This window comes from Iodobacter sp., from assembly GCF_025352645.1.
Taxonomy (GTDB): Bacteria; Pseudomonadota; Gammaproteobacteria; order Burkholderiales; family Chitinibacteraceae; genus Iodobacter.
Genome location: NZ_JANXSO010000074.1, coordinates 61421 through 79906, shown reverse-complemented (window position 1 = coordinate 79906; position 18486 = coordinate 61421). Strand labels below are relative to the sequence as shown.

Below are 18486 nucleotides of genomic sequence, written 5' to 3'. Positions count from 1 at the left end.
GAATAGATGGGTTTTTAGAGGTTCCCTTTGGTAAGTTTAAGCCATAACACGCTCAATAAATTACTTACGAAGTAAATTGGTGACTCGTAGCTCGGAAAAATGCAGCTTTATTGGCTAGATCTCCTGTGTGTTTCATTGTCTTTTCGTATATTTCGTGTGTTTAGTGTTGTTCGTGGGTAAAAAGTCGTTGTGCATAAAATAGATTAAAAAGGCGGCGCATGATTATTGTGATGAAATACGGCGCAAGCGAAGCGCAAATCGAAAACGTGGTGAATAAAATTCATCAGGCGGGTTTAAAAGAGCACCTTTCCCGTGGCGCAGAGCTCACCATAATTGGGGTGATTGGGGATGAGGAGCGCCTAGAGCCTTCGCGTTTTGCCATCTTGCCTGGGGTGGAGCGGGTGAATCGGGTGGCCAAGCAATATAAGATTGTTTCGCGTAGTACGCACCCCAGTGGCACCATTATTAAAGTGCGTGGCGTTGAAATTGGCGGGTTGCAGATCCAAGTGATTGCGGGGGCTTATGTAGCAGAATCGGCGCAGCAAATGGATTTAACCGCCGATGCCGTTGCGGCAGCGCCTTGCCGGCTGATGCGCAGCGGCTCTTTTGGCGCACACCCTGCCGCTCAGCAGCGCGAAGCGTTGGGTTTATTAAGAGACGCTGCAGCGCGGCATCAACTGCCCATTGTGGCGGAGCTGCCGGATGTGCGCATGCTGGATACGTTTATGGAGTACGACGTTGAAATCATCCAGATTGGCGAGCGTAATATGCAAAATCTGGATTTACTCAGGGAAGTTGGGCGTATCAATAAGCCGATTATCTTAAAGCGTGGCGTTTCGGCAACCATTGTGGAGTGGCTAATGGCTGCTGAATCGATTGCGGCGGGAGGTAATCACAATATTATTTTCTGCGAACATGGTATTCGTACTTTTGAAACGGCCTACCGCAATGTCTTGGATATCAGTGCGATTGCGGTGCTTAAGCAAGAAACGCATTTGCCGGTGATGGTTGATCCTAGTGATGCCGGTGGCAAATCTTGGATGGTGCCCGCTTTGGCGCAAGCGGCCATTGCGGCAGGGGCGGATGGGGTGTTGCTGGATGTGCACCCCAACCCTGCGGAGGCACGCTACGCTGCAGATCAAGCACTTAGCCCGCAAGCTTTGCTAGATACACTTGCGGCCTTAAAACCCATAGCTCTGGCCTTGGGCCGATCTCTTTAAAGGATAGTCATGTTCAATAAATCTTTGCTGGCAACGGCGCTGTTAGTGGTGGCCATAAGCGCGCAAGCGCGTTCTCTTTTGGATGGTGATTATGTTTTAAGCGAATGGCGGCATGCAGGCGTTACTCAGCGTGAGCCCAAAAAGGCGACCTTAAGCATCAGTGGCGATCGGGTGAGTGGATTCTCTGGGTGTAATCGTTATTCTGGCGGTATCAGCACTTTGCCCAAGCTAAAAGTAGGCCCGCTCGCCAGTACGCGGATGGCTTGCTTGGATGAGCAGGCGGCGCAAGTAGAATCCGCCGTCTTGGGTGTGTTGGACAAGGCGCAGCGCTACCGTTTGCAAAAAGGTAACCGCTTGGTGTTTTTAGCCGCGAAAGGCGAGCGACTCATCTTTGTTCGCCAGCCCGATGCGATCGAGCAAGTGCTTTATATCGCGCCAGAAACCAAAGCCTGTACCGGCGTTGTGCCTATGAATTGCCTGCAGACCCGTGAGTCGCCTGCCGCAGAATGGACGCTTTTTTATGACCACATCGAAGGTTTCGATTATGTGGCAGGGAAAAGCTACAAAATCAAAGTACGCCGTGAAAAAGTAGCCAACCCGCCTGCGGATGCTTCCGCATTTAAATATGTCTTGCTTGAAGTTTTGGGTGATTAATGCGCATTAAACGGCTGGTTTTGCTGGGTACAGGGCTGATTGGTGGCTCGTTTGCGCTGGCACTCAAGCGGGCAAAGTGCGTGGATTATGTGGTGGGAGTGGGGCGTAATCCCGCTAATCTGGCGCGTGCCCTTGAGCTAAATGTGATTGATGAAGCAAGTGGGGATGCCGCCGCTGCTGTAGCAGGCGCTGATCTGGTGTTGCTGAGTACACCCGTTGGCCAAATGGGGGGGCTATTGCAGCAGATTGCCCCTTATCTGCCGCCGCATTGCATTGTGAGTGATGCGGGTTCTACCAAACAGGATGTCAGTGCGCTGTATCAGCAATATCTGCCACAGCACTTAAGCCGCTGCGTACCGGGCCATCCAATTGCTGGCTCAGAATTATCCGGCGCGGCCGCTGCGCAATATGGTTTATACGAGGGGCGGCGCGTGGTGTTGACGCCGCTGCCTGAAAGTGGCCCAGAATCAGTAGCGCTGCTGCGCACCCTATGGCAGGCCTGCGGTGCCGAGGTGTTTGAAATGAGCGCGCTTGAGCATGACGGTGTTTTTTCTGCGGTGAGCCATGTGCCGCATTTGCTGGCCTTTAGCTATATGAATGCGCTGTTAGATCGCCACAATGCACCGCTTTGCCTCGATTTTGCCGCAACGGGTTTTAGAGACTTTACCCGTATCGCCGCATCTCACCCTGATATGTGGCGTGATATTACCCTTGCTAATAAAAGCGCTATTTTGCATGATCTAAAAGCCAATGCTGCGCAATTAGCAGCATTGATTGAATGTATCGAAAGCCAAAATGCCCAAGGCTTAACCGAGCAAATTGTTCGCGCCAGCACCGCGCGTAATCAATGGGGCCGTAAATCTAGGTAGGACTAATCATGAATTATTTGGCCAGTGAAACACGTTATCAAAATATGCCTTATCGCCGATTAGGCCGCAGTGGTTTAAAGTTGCCAGCGATCTCTTTAGGTTTATGGCATAACTTTGGCGAAAATAAGGCGTATAGCAGCAGCCGAGACATGGTCTTGGCAGCTTTTGATGCAGGCATCACCCACTTTGATCTTGCTAATAATTATGGCCCGCCCCCTGGCGCTGCTGAATCTACCTTTGGCCGCATCCTTGCCAAAGATCTTAAGCCCTATCGTGATGAGATTATTGTATCGAGTAAGGCGGGTTGGGAAATGTGGGCAGGCCCTTATGGTGAATGGGGCAGTCGCAAGTATTTAATGGCAAGCCTTGATCAAAGCTTGCAACGTATGGGCTTGGATTATGTGGATATTTTTTATTCGCATCGGCCAGACCCCGATACCCCGCTTGAAGAAACCATGTCGGCATTGGATGCAATGGTGCGGCAAGGTAAGGCGCTGTACGTGGGGATTTCTTCCTATACCGCTGAGCAAACGCGTGAGGCGAGCCGCATATTAAAAGAGTTGGGTACGCCTTGCCTGATTCATCAGCCGTCGTATTCCATGTTTGATCGTTGGATTGAGGGCGGTTTGTGTGATGTATTGGCCGAAGAGGGAATAGGCTCAATTGCTTTTTGTCCTTTGGCGCAAGGCTTGCTCACTTCACGCTATTTAAACGGTATCCCGCTCGATTCTCGTGCCGCTGCTGTGGATAATCCATTTTTAAGTGCGGATAAAGTTGAGCAAAGGATTGCTCAGATCAATGCGCTAAACCGAGTGGCCGAGGCGCGTGGGCAAACCTTGGCGCAAATGGCAATTGCTTGGGCGTTGCTGAAAGTAACGTCAGTTATCATCGGCGCTAGCCAAGTGGCACAAATTAAAGAAAACATTATTGCTGTGCAAAATTTAGAATTTAGTGCTGCTGAGTTGCAGCAGATTGAATTGATTTTAACGACGTAGCTGCGTGGTAATCGGCGCAGTCTAAATAGGCAAGGAAAGATATGTCGGGTATCGCTGTTTTAGCTATTGATGGGCCGTCCGCTTCGGGCAAAGGGTCGGTTGCACAAGGTGTTGCAGAAGCACTTGGGTTTGCCTATCTGGATTCGGGTGCTTTGTATCGTTTAAGCGCTTTGGCCGCCAAGCAAGCAGGCGTGGCGTGGCGTGATGAGCTTGGGGTGGCCCGTATTGCTGCATCATTAGATGTGCGCTTTGAGGCGGGTTTAATCTTGCTGAGTGGGCAAGACGTGAGTGCGCAAATTCGCAGCGAAGAAATTGGCGTAGGTGCTTCACAAATTGCCGCCTTTGCTGCAGTAAGGCAGGCTTTGCTCGCGCGTCAGCGGGCTTTTGCGCTTGCCCCCGGCTTGGTGGCGGATGGTCGTGACATGGGCTCGGTGGTGTTCCCACAGGCAGAACTGAAGATTTTTTTAACCGCCAGCGCCAAAGTGCGTGCAGAGCGCCGCTATACGCAGCTGCTTGGGCGGGGTGAGTTGGCAGATTTAGCGGCGATTACCCAAGATTTAGAATCAAGGGACGCGCGCGATGCTGCTAGAGCCGAGGCGCCATTGCGTCAATGGCCGGATGCTTTGCTCTTGGAAACCTCGAATTTGAGCTTAGATCAGGTGGTTGATCAGGTGTTATCTTGGTGGAAAACACGGCCTAAAGAGGAATAATGTGGTTTTTCTTGTTATAAATCACGCCTTTTATCCCCAAGTACTTGAACTATAACAGAGAATTCTTTAGAATCGCCACACTAAGCCATGGCCCTAGGTCGTGGCTTTTGCCCTTGTTGGGTATTTATCGTGTTTTAGGGCGCAAAGCCTTACAACATTTGTTTAACTAACTTATTTTTGGCATTCCGCCCAAAAATGCTTGGAAATTTCCATTTATATGACTACTGCTACTCTGTCCGGCTCCATGGAAAGCTTTGCCGCTCTGTTCGAAGAAAGCCTAACGCGTCAGGAAATGCGCGCTGGTGAAGTGATCACTGCTGAAGTGGTTGCTATCGACCATAACTTCGTGACTGTGAACGCCGGCCTGAAGTCCGAGTCGCTGATCCCGCTCGAAGAATTCAAAAACGACAATGGCGAACTTGACGTTAAAGTTGGCGATTTCGTTCCTGTTGCAATTGATAGCCTGGAAAACGGCTACGGCGAAACTAAGCTTTCCCGTGAAAAAGCAAAACGTCTGGCTGCATGGATTGAGCTTGAAGATTGCCTAGAAAAAGCCATGGTTATGACCGGTGTTATTTCCGGTAAGGTTAAGGGTGGTCTGACTGTTATGGTTAACGGTCTGCGCGCATTCTTGCCAGGTTCTTTGGTTGATATTCGTCCAGTTAAAGACACCACTCCATTCGAAGGCAAGCAAATCGAATTCAAGGTGATCAAACTTGATCGTAAGCGTAACAACGTTGTTGTTTCACGCCGTGCGGTTCTGGAAGAGTCCTTGGGCGAAGAGCGTCAAAAACTCCTTGAAACACTCAAGGAAGGCGCGATCATCAAGGGTATCGTTAAAAACATCACAGACTACGGCGCTTTCGTTGATCTGGGTGGTATTGACGGTCTGTTGCACATTACTGACCTTGCTTGGCGTCGTGTGAAGCACCCATCCGAAGTTCTGGCTGTTGGCGATGAAGTTGAAGCTAAGGTTCTGAAATTCGATCAAGAGAAGAACCGCGTTTCTCTAGGTCTGAAGCAATTGGGCGAAGATCCTTGGGTTGGTTTGTCACGTCGTTACCCATCGGGTACACGTATGTTCGGTAAGGTTACTAACCTTACCGACTACGGTGCATTCGTTGAAATCGAACAAGGTATCGAAGGTCTGGTTCACGTTTCAGAAATGGATTGGACTAACAAAAACGTTCATCCATCTAAGGTTGTTCAGCTTGGCGATGAAGTAGAAGTAATGATTCTGGATATCGACGAAGAAAAACGTCGTATCTCACTGGGTATGAAGCAGTGCATGGCTAATCCATGGGATGATTTCGCTGAAAACTTCAAGAAGGGTGACAAGATCAAGGGCGCAATCAAGTCTATTACTGACTTCGGTGTGTTCGTTGGTCTGGCTGGCGGTATCGACGGTCTGGTTCACTTATCTGATCTTTCTTGGAATGTGGCTGGCGAAGAAGCTGTTCGCAACTACAAGAAGGGCGATGAAGTTGAAGCGATGGTTCTGTCTATCGACACTGAGAAAGAACGCATCAGCCTTGGTATCAAGCAAATGGAAGGTGATCCTTTCAACAACTACGTTTCTACTTTCGACAAAGGTTCCCTTGTTAAGGGTACTGTGAAATCTTTGGATGCTAAGGGCGCAACAATTGCTCTGTCTGAAGAAATCGAAGGCTACCTGCGCTCTACAGAAGTTTCACGCGATCGCGTTGAAGACATCCGTACTGTGTTGAAAGAAGGCGACGAAGTTGAAGCCATGATCATCAACGTTGATCGTAAGAACCGTTCGATCAATCTGTCGATCAAAGCGAAAGACTCTGCTGATGAAACAGAAGTAATGAGCAAGCTGTCTACAGAAAGCACAGGTACTGCTGGTACAACCAGCCTAGGCGCCTTGCTGAAAGCTAAGATGTCTGGCGCAGAGTAATATGGATCAAGGTGGGATGACCAAGTCCGAGCTTATTGCAAAGCTCGCCCAGCGTTATCCGCAGCTGGTTGCGAAGGATGCAGAGCTGGCTGTGAAGACCATCTTAGATGCAATGGCCAAGAGCTTGTCTCAAGGTCAGCGTATCGAGATTCGTGGCTTTGGCAGTTTTGATCTGAATTATCGTCCGCCGCGAGTGGGGCGTAATCCAAAATCTGGTACGAAAGTAGCAGTTCCGGAGAAATTTGTTCCCCACTTTAAAGCGGGTAAAGAGCTTCGAGAAAGGGTTGATGCCCTGATTTGATGTTTTGCGTTACCTCAAGGCGACACTCAAGGGTGTCGCCTTTTTGTATTGGGGCGTAACATCCTCAATCCTTACGTACAATGTGCATTATCCATGCGAATGCAACGGCTGAATCGGTTACAATGCTACCTAGCTTATTTCTATGGTTCTAACCCATGCGATATTTCTACTGGCTGATTAAATTTATACTCTTTGTGATTATGTTTGGCTTTGCTATGCATAATGCCGAGCCTGTGGTACTTAAATTCTTTTTGGGTTATTTTTGGCAGGCGCCACTTGCTTTGCTATTGTTAGTTTTCTTTGTGGTTGGAGCCGTATTTGGTTTGTTGGCCGCATTTTCTAAGATTATTCGCTTGCGCCGTGAAGTCGTAGGCTTAAAAAAAGAATTACGTGCTAGGCAGACCGTTGCTGATTTAGCGCCTGATCTTCTTGTTGAACAACCCCGTGACGCATTGTAAATCTATTTATGCTTGAAATTGAATACTGGTGGCTAATTGCCTTGCCGGCTTTTTTTGCCCTAGGGTGGTTGGCTGCGCGTGTAGATATTAAACATGTTTTGTCTGAAACTCGCTCTTTGCCTGTAGCGTATTTTAAAGGGCTAAACTACTTACTTAATGGTGAAACCAATCGCGCGGTAGATGTGTATGTGGATATTGCACGGCATCACGCAGAGACCATTGAATTGCAATTCACGCTTGGGCATTTGTTTCGCCGTCGTGGTGAATTAGAGCGTGCTATTCGTATGCATCAAAAGTTATTGGTTCGGCGTGAATTAACGGTGGGCCAAAAACAAACGGCGCAATTTGAATTGGCGCTTGATTTTATGCAAGCCGGTTTGTTTGATCGTGCAGAAAGTCTGCTCACTGAATTGGCCGATACTGATTACGCTAGGCAGGCGCGAATTGAATTGCTTGGGGTATATCAGCAGGAAAAAGCATGGGCAAAAGCGATTGAAACCGCACAGCAATTGCGGGATGAGCGTCATACCTATCAGCATGAAATTGCGCAGTTTTATTGCGAATTAGCCTCGCAAGGCGCTTTACGTTCTGAGCCTGCAGCGGCTCGCGCCTATTTGCAAAAAGCCATTGCTGAGCATCGTAAGTGTTCCCGTGCGTATATGATTTTGGCTGAGCTGGAAATTACGGCGGGTAATGTAGATGCTGCAATTGAAGCTTGGCTTAAGATTGAATCACAAGAGCCGCTTTATATTGCGCTGGCAGCAAGGCCATTGTTGGCGGCCTTTGATCTGCAAGGGCGTGCGGCCGAAGGGACGCAGCTCTTGTTGGGTTTGCTGCGCCAGTATCCTGAGTTAGATGTGTTGGATTTGGCTTATGAGCGCTTGCTAACTGAGCAGGGCCTGCTGGCTACGCATGAATTTGTACGGGAGCGGTTGAAAGCGCATCCAACGATGCCGAGTTTGCGTAAGGTGCTTGAGGCGCATTTGCTGGTGGCGCCAGATGATCAAAAAGTTGAGCTAGAGCTGATTGTGAAGCTGATTCACGATGCCACGCGTGAGCAAACCATGTATCGCTGCACCCACTGTGGTTTTAAAGCCAAGCAATATTTTTGGCATTGTCCCGCTTGCACCGAGTGGGAAACCTTTCCGCCGGTTCGTGGTGCACAAAAATAACTCTACCCTGCTCACAGAGCGGTTTTAGGCTTGTTCGCCGCCCTAATGCCTAGCATAAAATTATAAATAGGATTGTGTATGCCGACTTCATCCCCCGTGATTGTTGCCTTGGATTACGCTAGTGCAGCAGAAGCCTTGGCCTTTGCTGATCGATTGAGCCCCGCTTTGTGTCGTCTAAAAGTGGGTAAAGAGTTATTTACCCGTAGTGGCCCAGCATTGGTTGAGCAGTTGGTTGCGCGTGGTTTTGATGTGTTTCTGGATCTTAAATTTCACGATATTCCCAATACAGTTGCGCAGGCGTGTAAAGCCGCGGCAGAGTTGGGCGTGTGGATGGTGAATGTCCACGCTAGTGGTGGTCGTCGAATGATGGAAACTACACGTGATGCATTAGAGGCCTTGCCTCAGCGGCCCTTGCTGATTGCCGTGACTGTGTTAACCAGCATGAATGCTGCAGATTTGGCCGAGTTGGATTTGCCTGAGCCAACGGTACAGGTCGAAAAGTTGGCTCGTTTAACCCACGATTGCGGTTTGGATGGTGTGGTTTGCTCGGCACATGAGGCGAGCCTGTTAAAAAATATTTGCGGTGCTGATTTTAATTTGATTACCCCAGGGATTCGCCCGGCTTATTCTGCTGCCAACGATCAGTCGCGCATCATGACGCCTGAAGAGGCCGTTGCTGCGGGGGCAGATTACTTGGTGATTGGTCGCCCCATTACACAAAGTGCGGATCCTGTGGCCGTGCTGCTGGAGATTAATCGTAGCTTGTTGGCGAGGGGGCAATAAATGTTGTCTGCAGAAGGCAAGCGTATGTTAGAGCGTGCTGTGGCAAATGCGCGGGTGCTCGTTGCGGGTGATGTGATGTTGGATCGCTATTGGTTTGGTGATGTGGATCGTATCTCGCCTGAGGCACCCGTGCCTGTGGCACGTATTCGCCGTACAGAAGAGCGCGCAGGCGGGGCCGCTAATGTGGCAAGAAATATTGCGGCATTGGGTGGGCAGGCACATTTATTGGCTGTAGTTGGGGATGATGAGGCTGGCCGTACCCTTGAAAAGCTGCTTATCGAGGATGGGGTGCATACCTATTTGCATCGTGATGCGACATTGGATACAACGGTGAAGCTGCGGGTATTGGCAAGGCAGCAGCAATTGCTGCGTATAGATTTTGAAAATGAGCCAAGCCATGAAATTTTGGCGGCGAAGCTCGATGAATTTAAGGCCTTGCTTGCTGAGATAGACGTTGTTATTTTGTCTGATTACGGCAAAGGTGGCTTACGCCACGTGCAGTTGATGATTGATGTAGCGCGGGCTGCGGGTAAAATTGTGCTGGTTGATCCTAAGGGGGATGAGTACGATCGCTATCGCGGGGCCACTTTGCTTACACCTAATCGCAGCGAATTTAGGCAAGTGGCGGGCAAGTGGGCTAATGATGCGGAGTTGGCCGAAAAAGCTGAGTCATTACGTGCATCATTAAACTTGGATGCATTGTTGGTGACCCGTAGTGAGGAAGGGATGACCTTATTTAGGCCAGAAGGCGTAGTGCATAAGCCAACCCATGCGCACGAAGTGTTTGATGTGTCGGGGGCAGGGGATACGGTCATTGCGACTTTAGGTTTGATGCTGGCGGCGGGTTTGGAAATGCCTGAGGCGATGGATTGGTCTAATCGAGCTGCTGGTGTAGTGGTTGCCAAGCTGGGTACTGCTGTAGTGTACCCAGATGAGCTCTTTGCTTAAGCTTGCTTATCTTAATGCTATACCCGTAGGCGTTTCGGCGATTTCTACTCTGTTTTTGCCAAGTTTTTTTGCTTGATACATGGCTTGGTCGGCGCGTTCTATCACGCGATCGCGCACCTCGCCAGGTAGCACCAGTGCAACCCCCGCACTAAAGGTGATCAGTAGTTTATCGTTATTATTTAAGAAGAAGCGCTTGGTAAGCTCACGTTGTAAGCGTTGAATCACGCTGACTGCTTCGTCAATGCCGGTTTCTGGCAAGATAAGGACAAACTCTTCTCCGCCGTAACGTGCCACAGAGTCCGTTGGGCGTAATAAATCTTTTACGACTGTTACTAAGTGAACCAAGGCGGCATCGCCTGCTGCATGGCCTTGGCTGTCGTTTAGTTTTTTGAAATTATCAATGTCAAGTAAGCCTACCGTGAGCGGGCTTTCGCTACGTAGTGCTCTTGCGGCCTCCACCTCAAATAACTCTTCTAAGCCGCGGCGATTTAATGCACCGGTGAGCTGATCTGTGCGGACTTTTTCGCTGACATGAGTAAGCTCTTGCTCAAGTATTATGATGCGTTGTTGGGCTTCATCGGCTTGGCTGCGGGCTTCTAGTAAATCGTCCCGTGAGCGGCGTACATCGAGTTGCATGCTGCGGGTGTCGCCAAGGAGTGACTCCAAGACATCTTTTATGCTGCTTAGGTTATTTGCTTGCTGGATTTGCTCGGTATAGACGCTAATTTTGCTGTGGTATTGATCGGTGCTGTCCGACATCACGCTGAGACGATCAATAAAAGTAGCAATCATATTCTTAAGTACGGTTTGTGTTTCTACAAGGTTATGTTTAATTTGCCCCTGTTTAAATAAGACTTCTTTTAGGCCTGCTTCTGCATCATAAATCACGCGCATATCTAGGGGCTGCGCCATAATGGCTTGTACTACGGCAACTTGGCCACGTACCCATTCATCTTCAATCACAACTTCCGACATGTTGTCTGTAAGCAAGCGCAATAAGCCCATTAGGCCATCGCATAGACGCATTTCTTGGTCGTTTTGTAACTCTAGGCGGAGCCAAAATTTGCGTAACCTAGGCATTAGTTTCTGAGTGCTGGCGCTATTGTTGACTGTGGCAACTTCGGCGGCGAGGTCAGTTGCCTCTTGTTGTAAATCTATATTGTGGGTGAGGCGGGATTCAATACCAACGGTGAGGGCAACGTTTAGTGCATCTCGCCATTCACGCCAATCAGAGTCTTCGCTGCTGGTGTTGGTACTAGCTGTGTTGCTTGGGCTGCTGCTATTAATATCTGGTATGCCAAGTGTTTCAGGGCTATCACCGCTTTCTACACCGGATCCTCCCCAAGCTTTGATTAGGGCGCTGAGTTTTTCGTTCAGTGCATTACTCTCGCTGCCAAAATTAATCAGGACTTTTTCGAGTGAGTCTTGTTTTCTACTGGGGGTGTAGACGGGGTTGCGTAATTCCCATTGCCGAATTAAATCACGGATTAAATCTGCCCAGCTTTGGCTTAATTCTGTTTGCCCACCTTGGCTTTCAATGCTGCGAATAATCAGCGCAGGCATGCTGGCCCAGCTGGATTGTCCAGCGTGACGTTGCAATTGTTCAATATTACGTTGTAATTCTGGTGTTTGCCGTGGGAAGGCCCCCATGCTGGCAATCAGCTCTTTGATGGCGGGGTGTAGTTTATCTTTATCAGAGGTGCCCGCTATCTCATGATAAATCGACTCGTAATGGTCTGGAGTCGGTGGCACACGGCGCATGGTGAGTTGCTTGAGCGTTTCACGGGCGATATCGGTAGGGTTGCTAAGCTTATGCATGGCGTGCGGATTCGGTTAAAGAAGCTCGTCAATTATAGTGCATAAGACTAGGTGCTGTTGGCGTTTGATTGATGGTTTAGGAAAGCTTGAATCAAACGCCAATGGCGCAAGGCGGTGTGCTGTGGCGGTGAATGTGCGTTCACCGCCTTTGAGGCTTAATGCAAGTGTGGGGAGGGGGTGTCGCTAGATTCTGGTGTTTCGGTGTGGATTAAATCCCCATCTAAATTAGGGAAAAGTGGAGTGCCGCAATCGTCACATTGATCCATCGGAAACGAGTGTTCATGAACGACAATATCGGTAATGCCTGATTCACGCAAAATGGCTTCGATTTCTGCGATGCAATCGGTGTGCTCGTCTTCGCCGTCGAGTAGTGGCCAGACTACGCCATGCAGCATGGGTTCTTCATTGCGGCGAACAAAGCCTACGCGATACTCTTCTAGGCGTCGTCCGTGGCAGGCGGCAATTACGCAGGTGAGTTGTCTGGCTTCTACGCTAAGTAAAAGTTGTAAGAAAGAGACAGATGCGCGCAAAGAATAAGCTCTCGATGCGCGGTCGGATTCTCGCCATGCGGCAAAGTAAGAAATGGGCAGAAGGGACTCCATTGCGCAGCCAGCAAACAAAGATTGCAGCGAATTGAGGCCTTGTTTTTGCCATTGCGTCAAAATATCTTTGCGTGAGCTATTTTCTTCTTGCCAACGAAACACCGCTTTGCCTTTAGGAGCAGCAATAGCGCCTAATAAATAACGTGTATCGGTTAAAAACGCGCTTGGCTCTGCATTATTGGCCTGTTCGCACATTAAGGTGCCGTTGCTGCTGGTTAAGTTTGCCAGTAATTTACTTAATTTTGCCGTGTTGCAATAGCCTTGTGGGAGCTGATCGGGGCTAAATAAAAAATCTGCTAGCGATAGCTTTGCGCCTTCAACAAACACATGCTTGCTTAAATGCTCGCGCAGGCTAGTAATACGCTCATCCCCTAGTGGCCCAGCGGGGATATTAAAGCGTGACCATGCCAGTAAAGGCACGGCAAACATAATGGCTTGGTATTCGTTTTTATCAATAAGGATGGTATGGGTTTCGGTGCAGGCTTCTACGATATCTGCCAGTTCATTCCACGCCTGAGGATCGGTTTTGGAGAGCGTATCGAGTGCGGCATTGAGCGTTTCTTCATCCTCATCGAGCAAAATCTCACTGACTAAGCTGGCTAGTTTGTCTTGCCAGAAGCGATCCTCTGCAAGTGTGCATGAAACGCCAAGGCTGGTGGCGATGTGGATTAATTCATCTACTTCAGCAGCACCACGGCTGCGACGAACGGTGCGAGGTCTTTTATTCATGTTCTCATCTTTAACAAAGGTTCGTTTTATTTGAGTATGTGCGCTTATTTTCTTAATTTAGTTTAGGTGGTTTGTTTTTGGGTCTAAATGGCGGCTTCAAGGTAATGCGTATCCGTGCCGTAATCGGCTAATTTGCGAGATAAGTCTTTATTTACATTTTTTACAGGGCTAAGGCCTTGTTTTATCCAGAAGTCTGCTGCGCCAGCGATGGCAATTAGGCGTATTTTTTGTAATTTTTCTTGTCTGGCCCATTTTAAGGCTGTATCGAGTAGCTGCTGAGCAAGTCCTAATCCTCGTGCGCTTGGGTGCACGGCAAGATCGTGAATAAAATAAATATCGCAAGATTGATTTGGAGTGGGGAGTGGCGCGTTTAGAGCGGGTGGGGTATCGCCTGACCAAGGGTGAGTCAGTAAATAGGCGAGTATGTGCTGGTGTTGGGTAGCCACCCAGCAGCTTGATGGAGATTGCTGGTGTTTAGCGGTAAGGTGCTCTGCTTCTTCGAGTAGGTTGGCAGGATAACAAGCGCTTTGAATCCCCATAAGCGACTGGATGTCGCTAGGAGTAAAGGGGCGAATTAAAATGGCATCTTTCACGGCGTAGCTCGAAAGTAAAAACAGCCCATCAAAAGGATGGGCTGCTACTAATCTAATTCGCCACGCTTTGAATGTGGTATTGAGCATTCAAGACGGGCTTGAGATTTAACTGATAGACGATAGCTTACCAGCTAGCACGGCGTTGACGTGTTTCGCCAGTGCTTGCTGGACGCTCTGCGCGTGGTGCGCCGCTATCACGGCTGCCACTGCGGAAGCTGCCTGGATTGCTATTTGGGTTGCTTGCGCCGCCACCAAAGCTACCACGCGCTTCACGTGATTCACCGCCGCGTGGCGCATCGCCACCACCACGAGAATCGCTATGACGTTTGTCGCCGTAGCCGCCGCTATTGCTGTTATTGCCAGCGTAACCACCACGGCCACCGCCATTACCTGCACCAGCGCCAGCATAACCGCCGCCACCTTGTGGGCGCTTGCCTTTGTAGCCGCCTGATGGCTTACGATCGCCGAAGCCACCGCCTGTGCCGCCGCCTTGGCCTGGCTTGAAGCGTGCTTCAAGACCTGGCATAGATACAGTACCGAAATCGATGTTATAGCGACGACGAATGCGTGTCAGCAGCATGAAATCGTTTTTAGTTACCAGCGAAATGGCTTTACCAGTACGACCGGCACGGCCAGTACGACCAACGCGGTGGATGTAGTCTTCTGCAAAGCGTGGCAGGTCAAAGTTTAATACCAAGCCAATACCTGCAACGTCAATACCACGCGCAGCAACATCAGTTGCAACTAAGATATCAATTTCAGCGCGACGTAGACGATCTAAAGTGCGGCGACGATCACGTTGTGCTAAGTCACCGTGCATTGCTGCAGCGCGGAAGCCTTCCAGCTTCAGCCATTCAGCAAGGCCGTCGGCGTCTGCTTTAGTTGCAGTAAACACAATCGATTGTGTTTCGCTGGCTTCTTTTAACAGGGCAGCAACCAGTTTTTGCTTGTGCTCGTAACCGTCAGCGTAATGAACAGCTTGTTCAATCTGTGGCTGAGCGCTTGCAGTAACTTCCATTTCTACTAAGCGTGGGTCACGCAGCATTGGGCCAGCAAAGCGCTGTACTGTTTCTGATAATGTGGCAGAGAACAATGCAGTTTGGCGATCTTTAGGCATTGCAGAAACAATGGCTTCTACTTCATCAATAAAGCCCATGTCTAGCATGCGGTCGGCTTCATCCAGAATCAGCATATCTAAGCGAGCGAAATCGATACGGCCACCACGCATCAGGTCAGATAAACGACCTGGAGTAGCTACCAATACATCGTAAGGCTGGGCTAGCATACGGTTTTGAACAGGGTAAGGAACACCACCCACTACGCAAGCAACCTTGCAACGTGGGATCAGTTTGCAGTAATCTGTAGCTACTTTAGCAACTTGCTCAGCAAGTTCACGTGTAGGAGTAAGAACAAGTACACGTGGGCCACGCGCATTGTGCTTAGCTGGCTTAAATAGTTTGTGCAGTGCTGGCAGCAAGAATGCTGCAGTTTTACCTGTACCCGTTTGCGCAGAAGCCATCACATCATGGCCAGCCATTAATTGTGGAATTGCAGCGGCTTGCACTGGGGTAGGGGTAGTGATACCGAGCTTAGCTAATTCTTGCACCAATTCGGTGGCAAGGCCCATTTCGGCAAAAGCGTTTACAGGGGTATCAGAATGAGTTTCGCGATGTGGCATGAATATTCCTTTGAATATATCCCGGCGAGCGGGAAGACGGGCGCATTCCGGAATTAAATACGGAAACCGGCCGTCAGCGTTACATCGACGCTAACCGGTCAATCCGCATCTCATACAGCACAGGCGGGGGAAGGTCAGGGTACGATGGAGGTTTGTGCTAAAGCACAAAGAAGGTTGCGGATCATACCGATAGACAAAAAAAAGCGCAAGCTAAATCGTCTTCGCCTACTTTGCTGTGGGACGAGCGGCATGGCGCAGTGCCTTGCTTTTTTATTGTAGTGCAACAAAAGTCGTTACACTTTGATTCACATCTAAAAGCCAGACAGGTAAAATGTCACTAGTCTGATATTTGCCAGGCATTTTCCCATCATCACTTGAAAGGTCCAACCGTGCTAGAAGTCTATCGTCAGCATGTTGCAGAGCGCGCAGCACAGGGTATCCCAGCGCTTCCACTGAATGTTTCGCAGACCACCGATCTCATCGAGCTGCTGAAAAACCCGCCTCAAGGTGAAGAGGCCTTTCTTGTCGACTTAATTACTTACCGCGTTCCAGCGGGCGTAGATAACGCAGCTAAAGTAAAAGCGTCTTATCTTGCCGCTGTGGCTCATGGCACTGAAGTATGCAGCTTAATCAGCCGCGCTAAAGCGACTGAGCTACTTGGTACCATGTTAGGTGGCTTTAATATCGCCCCTTTGGTCGATTTATTAGAGGATGCAGAAGTGGCTGCGATTGCAGCTGCTGCTTTATCTAAAACATTACTGATGTTTGATGCATTCCATGATGTTAAAACTAAAGCGGATGCGGGTAATGCCTTTGCTAAGCAAGTTTTACAATCTTGGGCGGATGCAGAATGGTTTACTCGCCGCCCAGCGGTGCCAGCGAAAGTTACGCTGACCGTATTTAAAGTATCTGGCGAAACCAATACTGATGATCTATCTCCTGCGCCAGATGCTTGGTCACGCCCAGATATTCCATTGCATGCCTTAGCCATGCTAAAAAACCCACGCCCAGGCATCGAAGCGGATCAGCCAGGTAGCGTGGGCCCTATCAAACAGTTGGATGCCCTTAAAGCCAAAGGCCATAAAATCGCTTATGTTGGCGATGTGGTGGGTACGGGTTCTTCACGTAAATCAGCGACCAACTCGGTGCTATGGTTTACCGGTGATGATATTCCTTATGTACCAAACAAGCGCTTCGGTGGCTTTTGCCTTGGTACAAAAATTGCCCCGATCTTCTTTAATACCATGGAAGACGCGGGTGCTTTGCCGATTGAAGTGGATGTCTCTGCCCTTGAAACCGGCGATGTGATCGATGTTTATCCGCTAGAAGGTAAGGTTGAGAAAAACGGCGTTGTGGTTTCTACCTTCAGCCTAAAAACCGATGTATTGCTCGATGAAGTGCGTGCCGGTGGCCGTATCCCGCTAATTATTGGCCGTGGCTTAACCGATAAAGCGCGTGAAGTGCTGGGCTTAGTGGCATCTGATGTATTTAAGCGCCCAGTTGCACCAGTAGATTCTGGCAAGGGCTATAGCTTAGCGCAGAAGATGGTGGGTAAAGCCTGTGGCGTGATTGGCGTTCGTCCTGGCACGTATTGCGAGCCACGCATGACTTCGGTTGGCTCACAAGACACCACCGGCCCGATGACCCGTGATGAGCTAAAAGACTTGGCCTGCCTTGGCTTCTCTGCTGATCTGGTGATGCAGTCGTTCTGCCATACCGCTGCTTACCCTAAGCCGGTTGATGTAAAAATGCACCATGAATTGCCAGAGTTCATCTCAACGCGCGGTGGTGTATCGCTGCGTCCGGGGGATGGTGTGATTCACTCGTGGCTGAATCGCTTGCTGCTGCCTGATACCGTGGGCACAGGTGGTGATAGCCACACCCGCTTCCCGATTGGTATTTCTTTCCCTGCAGGCTCTGGCTTAGTGGCGTTTGCTGCGGCAACAGGTGTAATGCCGCTAGATATGCCTGAATCGGTGCTGGTGCGCTTTAAAGGTGAAATGCAGCCAGGTATCACCCTGCGTGATTTGGTGAACGCCATTCCGCTTTACGCGATCAAGCAAGGCCTGCTGACCGTTGAAAAGAAAGGCAAACAAAACATTTTCTCTGGCCGCATCTTAGAAATTGAAGGCTTGCCTAAGCTCAAAGTTGAGCAAGCATTTGAATTGTCTGATGCGTCTGCTGAGCGCTCTGCTGCAGGTTGTTCGGTGCAGTTGGATAAAGAGCCAATTGCAGAGTACCTGACTTCTAATATCACCCTGATGAAATGGATGATTGCTGAAGGCTACGCTGATGCCCGTACACTGGCTCGCCGAATTGCTGCCATGGAAGAATGGCTGGCAGATCCCGTGCTGATGCAGCCTGATGCAGACGCTGAATACGCCACCATTATCGAAATTGATCTGGCCGATATTAAAGAGCCTATCGTGGCTTGCCCGAACGATCCTGATGATGTGAAATTCTTGTCAGAAGTAGCCGGTGACGTGATTGATGAAGTGTTTATTGGCTCATGCATGACCAATATCGGGCACTTCCGCGCGGCTTCAAAACTGCTTGAAGGCAAGAGCGATATTCCCGTTCGCCTATGGATTGCTCCGCCAACCAAAATGGATGCACAGCAGCTGACGGAAGAAGGCCATTACGGCGTATTAGGCCGCACTGGCGCGCGTATGGAAATGCCAGGTTGCTCATTGTGCATGGGTAACCAAGCACAGGTGCGTAAGGGCTCGACTGCGTTCTCGACATCGACACGTAACTTCCCAAATCGCTTAGGGATTGATACCCGCGTTTATCTGGGCTCGGCCGAGCTGGCTTCGGTTTGTGCCATGCTGGGTAAGATTCCGACGAACGAGGAATACCTTGCGAATATCGGGATTCTTGCGCAAAAATCCGACGAAGTGTATCGCTACTTGAATTTTGATCAAATCAAGCGCTATAGCGATATCGCCGATACGGTTAGCGCTAAGTAATATCCAAGGCCACCGCTTACGGTGTAGGTGGTGGCCTGTGATTTTCGAAAGGCTTGCAGGGCAAGC

The 18486-nt window shown here is 49.6% G+C and carries 16 protein-coding genes; 12 read left to right on the top strand and 4 right to left on the bottom strand.

Annotated elements, in window-relative coordinates:
* Positions 1-218: 218 nt before the first annotated feature.
* The 11 genes from Q0R17_RS08975 to rfaE1 all read left to right on the top strand — a co-directional run bounded on the left by Q0R17_RS08975 (position 219) and on the right by rfaE1 (position 10031).
* A complete protein-coding gene (locus tag Q0R17_RS08975; protein WP_293934205.1) occupies positions 219-1220 on the top strand; it encodes a 3-deoxy-7-phosphoheptulonate synthase in 1002 nt (333 codons plus the stop codon).
* A gap of 9 nt (positions 1221-1229) precedes the next feature.
* The gene (locus tag Q0R17_RS08970; protein WP_293934204.1) at positions 1230-1874 is read left to right on the top strand and encodes an META and DUF4377 domain-containing protein; all 645 of its coding nucleotides are present in this window, start codon (positions 1230-1232) and stop codon (positions 1872-1874) included.
* Positions 1874-2743, top strand: coding sequence for a prephenate dehydrogenase/arogenate dehydrogenase family protein (locus tag Q0R17_RS08965; RefSeq protein ID WP_293934202.1), 870 nt, complete (start codon positions 1874-1876; stop codon positions 2741-2743). The genes Q0R17_RS08970 and Q0R17_RS08965 overlap by 1 nt, the downstream gene beginning before the upstream one ends.
* An 8-nt stretch (positions 2744-2751) precedes the next feature.
* On the top strand, positions 2752-3738 hold the full coding sequence (locus tag Q0R17_RS08960) for an aldo/keto reductase (protein ID WP_293934201.1): 987 nt from the start codon (positions 2752-2754) through the stop codon (positions 3736-3738).
* A 41-nt stretch (positions 3739-3779) separates the two neighbouring features.
* Entirely contained in the window at positions 3780-4448 is a 669-nt protein-coding gene (gene cmk / locus Q0R17_RS08955) for a (d)CMP kinase (RefSeq protein ID WP_293934200.1), read from the top strand.
* A gap of 244 nt (positions 4449-4692) precedes the next feature.
* On the top strand, positions 4693-6369 hold the full coding sequence (gene rpsA / locus Q0R17_RS08950; RefSeq protein WP_374759863.1) for a 30S ribosomal protein S1: 1677 nt from the start codon (positions 4693-4695) through the stop codon (positions 6367-6369).
* A 16-nt stretch (positions 6370-6385) separates the two neighbouring features.
* On the top strand, positions 6386-6670 hold the full coding sequence (locus tag Q0R17_RS08945) for an integration host factor subunit beta (RefSeq protein ID WP_130108284.1): 285 nt from the start codon (positions 6386-6388) through the stop codon (positions 6668-6670).
* A gap of 155 nt (positions 6671-6825) precedes the next feature.
* A complete protein-coding gene (locus tag Q0R17_RS08940; RefSeq protein ID WP_293934197.1) occupies positions 6826-7128 on the top strand; it encodes a lipopolysaccharide assembly LapA domain-containing protein in 303 nt (100 codons plus the stop codon).
* A gap of 8 nt (positions 7129-7136) precedes the next feature.
* Positions 7137-8300, top strand: a complete 1164-nt coding sequence (lapB, locus tag Q0R17_RS08935; RefSeq protein ID WP_293934195.1) for a lipopolysaccharide assembly protein LapB — start codon at positions 7137-7139, stop codon at positions 8298-8300.
* Between the two features lie 78 nt (positions 8301-8378).
* Positions 8379-9083, top strand: a complete 705-nt coding sequence (gene pyrF / locus Q0R17_RS08930; protein WP_293934193.1) for an orotidine-5'-phosphate decarboxylase — start codon at positions 8379-8381, stop codon at positions 9081-9083.
* Positions 9084-10031: a D-glycero-beta-D-manno-heptose-7-phosphate kinase gene (rfaE1, locus tag Q0R17_RS08925; RefSeq protein WP_293934191.1), complete on the top strand. Its 948-nt coding sequence runs from the start codon at positions 9084-9086 to the stop codon at positions 10029-10031.
* A gap of 6 nt (positions 10032-10037) precedes the next feature.
* On the opposite strand, the gene Q0R17_RS08920 is transcribed toward rfaE1, so the two are convergent.
* The 4 genes from Q0R17_RS08920 to Q0R17_RS08905 form a co-directional block, all read right to left on the bottom strand.
* Positions 10038-11849: a diguanylate cyclase gene (locus Q0R17_RS08920; RefSeq protein ID WP_293934189.1), complete on the bottom strand. Its 1812-nt coding sequence runs from the start codon at positions 11847-11849 to the stop codon at positions 10038-10040.
* Positions 11850-12004: 155 nt separating this feature from the next.
* Positions 12005-13180 carry a DUF2863 family protein gene (locus tag Q0R17_RS08915; protein WP_293934186.1) on the bottom strand — a complete coding sequence of 392 codons (1176 nt, stop codon included), beginning with the start codon at positions 13178-13180 and terminating at the stop codon, positions 12005-12007.
* Between the two features lie 83 nt (positions 13181-13263).
* Positions 13264-13860: a GNAT family N-acetyltransferase gene (locus Q0R17_RS08910; RefSeq protein WP_293934183.1), complete on the bottom strand. Its 597-nt coding sequence runs from the start codon at positions 13858-13860 to the stop codon at positions 13264-13266.
* Positions 13861-13897: 37 nt separating this feature from the next.
* Entirely contained in the window at positions 13898-15451 is a 1554-nt protein-coding gene (locus Q0R17_RS08905; RefSeq protein WP_293934180.1) for a DEAD/DEAH box helicase, read from the bottom strand.
* Between the two features lie 389 nt (positions 15452-15840).
* Between Q0R17_RS08905 and acnB the strand changes: the two genes are divergently transcribed.
* The gene (gene acnB, locus Q0R17_RS08900) at positions 15841-18420 is read left to right on the top strand and encodes a bifunctional aconitate hydratase 2/2-methylisocitrate dehydratase (protein ID WP_293934178.1); all 2580 of its coding nucleotides are present in this window, start codon (positions 15841-15843) and stop codon (positions 18418-18420) included.
* Positions 18421-18486: the final 66 nt, after the last annotated feature.

Bases quoted from the DNA above. Each gene is read 5' to 3' on its own strand.
- Q0R17_RS08975 (WP_293934205.1), top strand. From the start codon at position 219: ATGATTATTGTGATGAAATACGGCGCAAGCGAAGCGCAAATCGAAAAC.
- Q0R17_RS08970 (WP_293934204.1), top strand. From the start codon at position 1,230: ATGTTCAATAAATCTTTGCTGGCAACGGCGCTGTTAGTGGTGGCCATA.
- Q0R17_RS08965 (WP_293934202.1), top strand. From the start codon at position 1,874: ATGCGCATTAAACGGCTGGTTTTGCTGGGTACAGGGCTGATTGGTGGC.
- Q0R17_RS08960 (WP_293934201.1), top strand. From the start codon at position 2,752: ATGAATTATTTGGCCAGTGAAACACGTTATCAAAATATGCCTTATCGC.
- cmk (WP_293934200.1), top strand. From the start codon at position 3,780: ATGTCGGGTATCGCTGTTTTAGCTATTGATGGGCCGTCCGCTTCGGGC.
- rpsA (WP_374759863.1), top strand. From the start codon at position 4,693: ATGGAAAGCTTTGCCGCTCTGTTCGAAGAAAGCCTAACGCGTCAGGAA.
- Q0R17_RS08945 (WP_130108284.1), top strand. From the start codon at position 6,386: ATGACCAAGTCCGAGCTTATTGCAAAGCTCGCCCAGCGTTATCCGCAG.
- Q0R17_RS08940 (WP_293934197.1), top strand. From the start codon at position 6,826: ATGCGATATTTCTACTGGCTGATTAAATTTATACTCTTTGTGATTATG.
- lapB (WP_293934195.1), top strand. From the start codon at position 7,137: ATGCTTGAAATTGAATACTGGTGGCTAATTGCCTTGCCGGCTTTTTTT.
- pyrF (WP_293934193.1), top strand. From the start codon at position 8,379: ATGCCGACTTCATCCCCCGTGATTGTTGCCTTGGATTACGCTAGTGCA.
- rfaE1 (WP_293934191.1), top strand. From the start codon at position 9,084: ATGTTGTCTGCAGAAGGCAAGCGTATGTTAGAGCGTGCTGTGGCAAAT.
- Q0R17_RS08920 (WP_293934189.1), bottom strand. From the start codon at position 11,849: ATGCATAAGCTTAGCAACCCTACCGATATCGCCCGTGAAACGCTCAAG.
- Q0R17_RS08915 (WP_293934186.1), bottom strand. From the start codon at position 13,180: ATGAATAAAAGACCTCGCACCGTTCGTCGCAGCCGTGGTGCTGCTGAA.
- Q0R17_RS08910 (WP_293934183.1), bottom strand. From the start codon at position 13,860: ATGCTCAATACCACATTCAAAGCGTGGCGAATTAGATTAGTAGCAGCC.
- Q0R17_RS08905 (WP_293934180.1), bottom strand. From the start codon at position 15,451: ATGCCACATCGCGAAACTCATTCTGATACCCCTGTAAACGCTTTTGCC.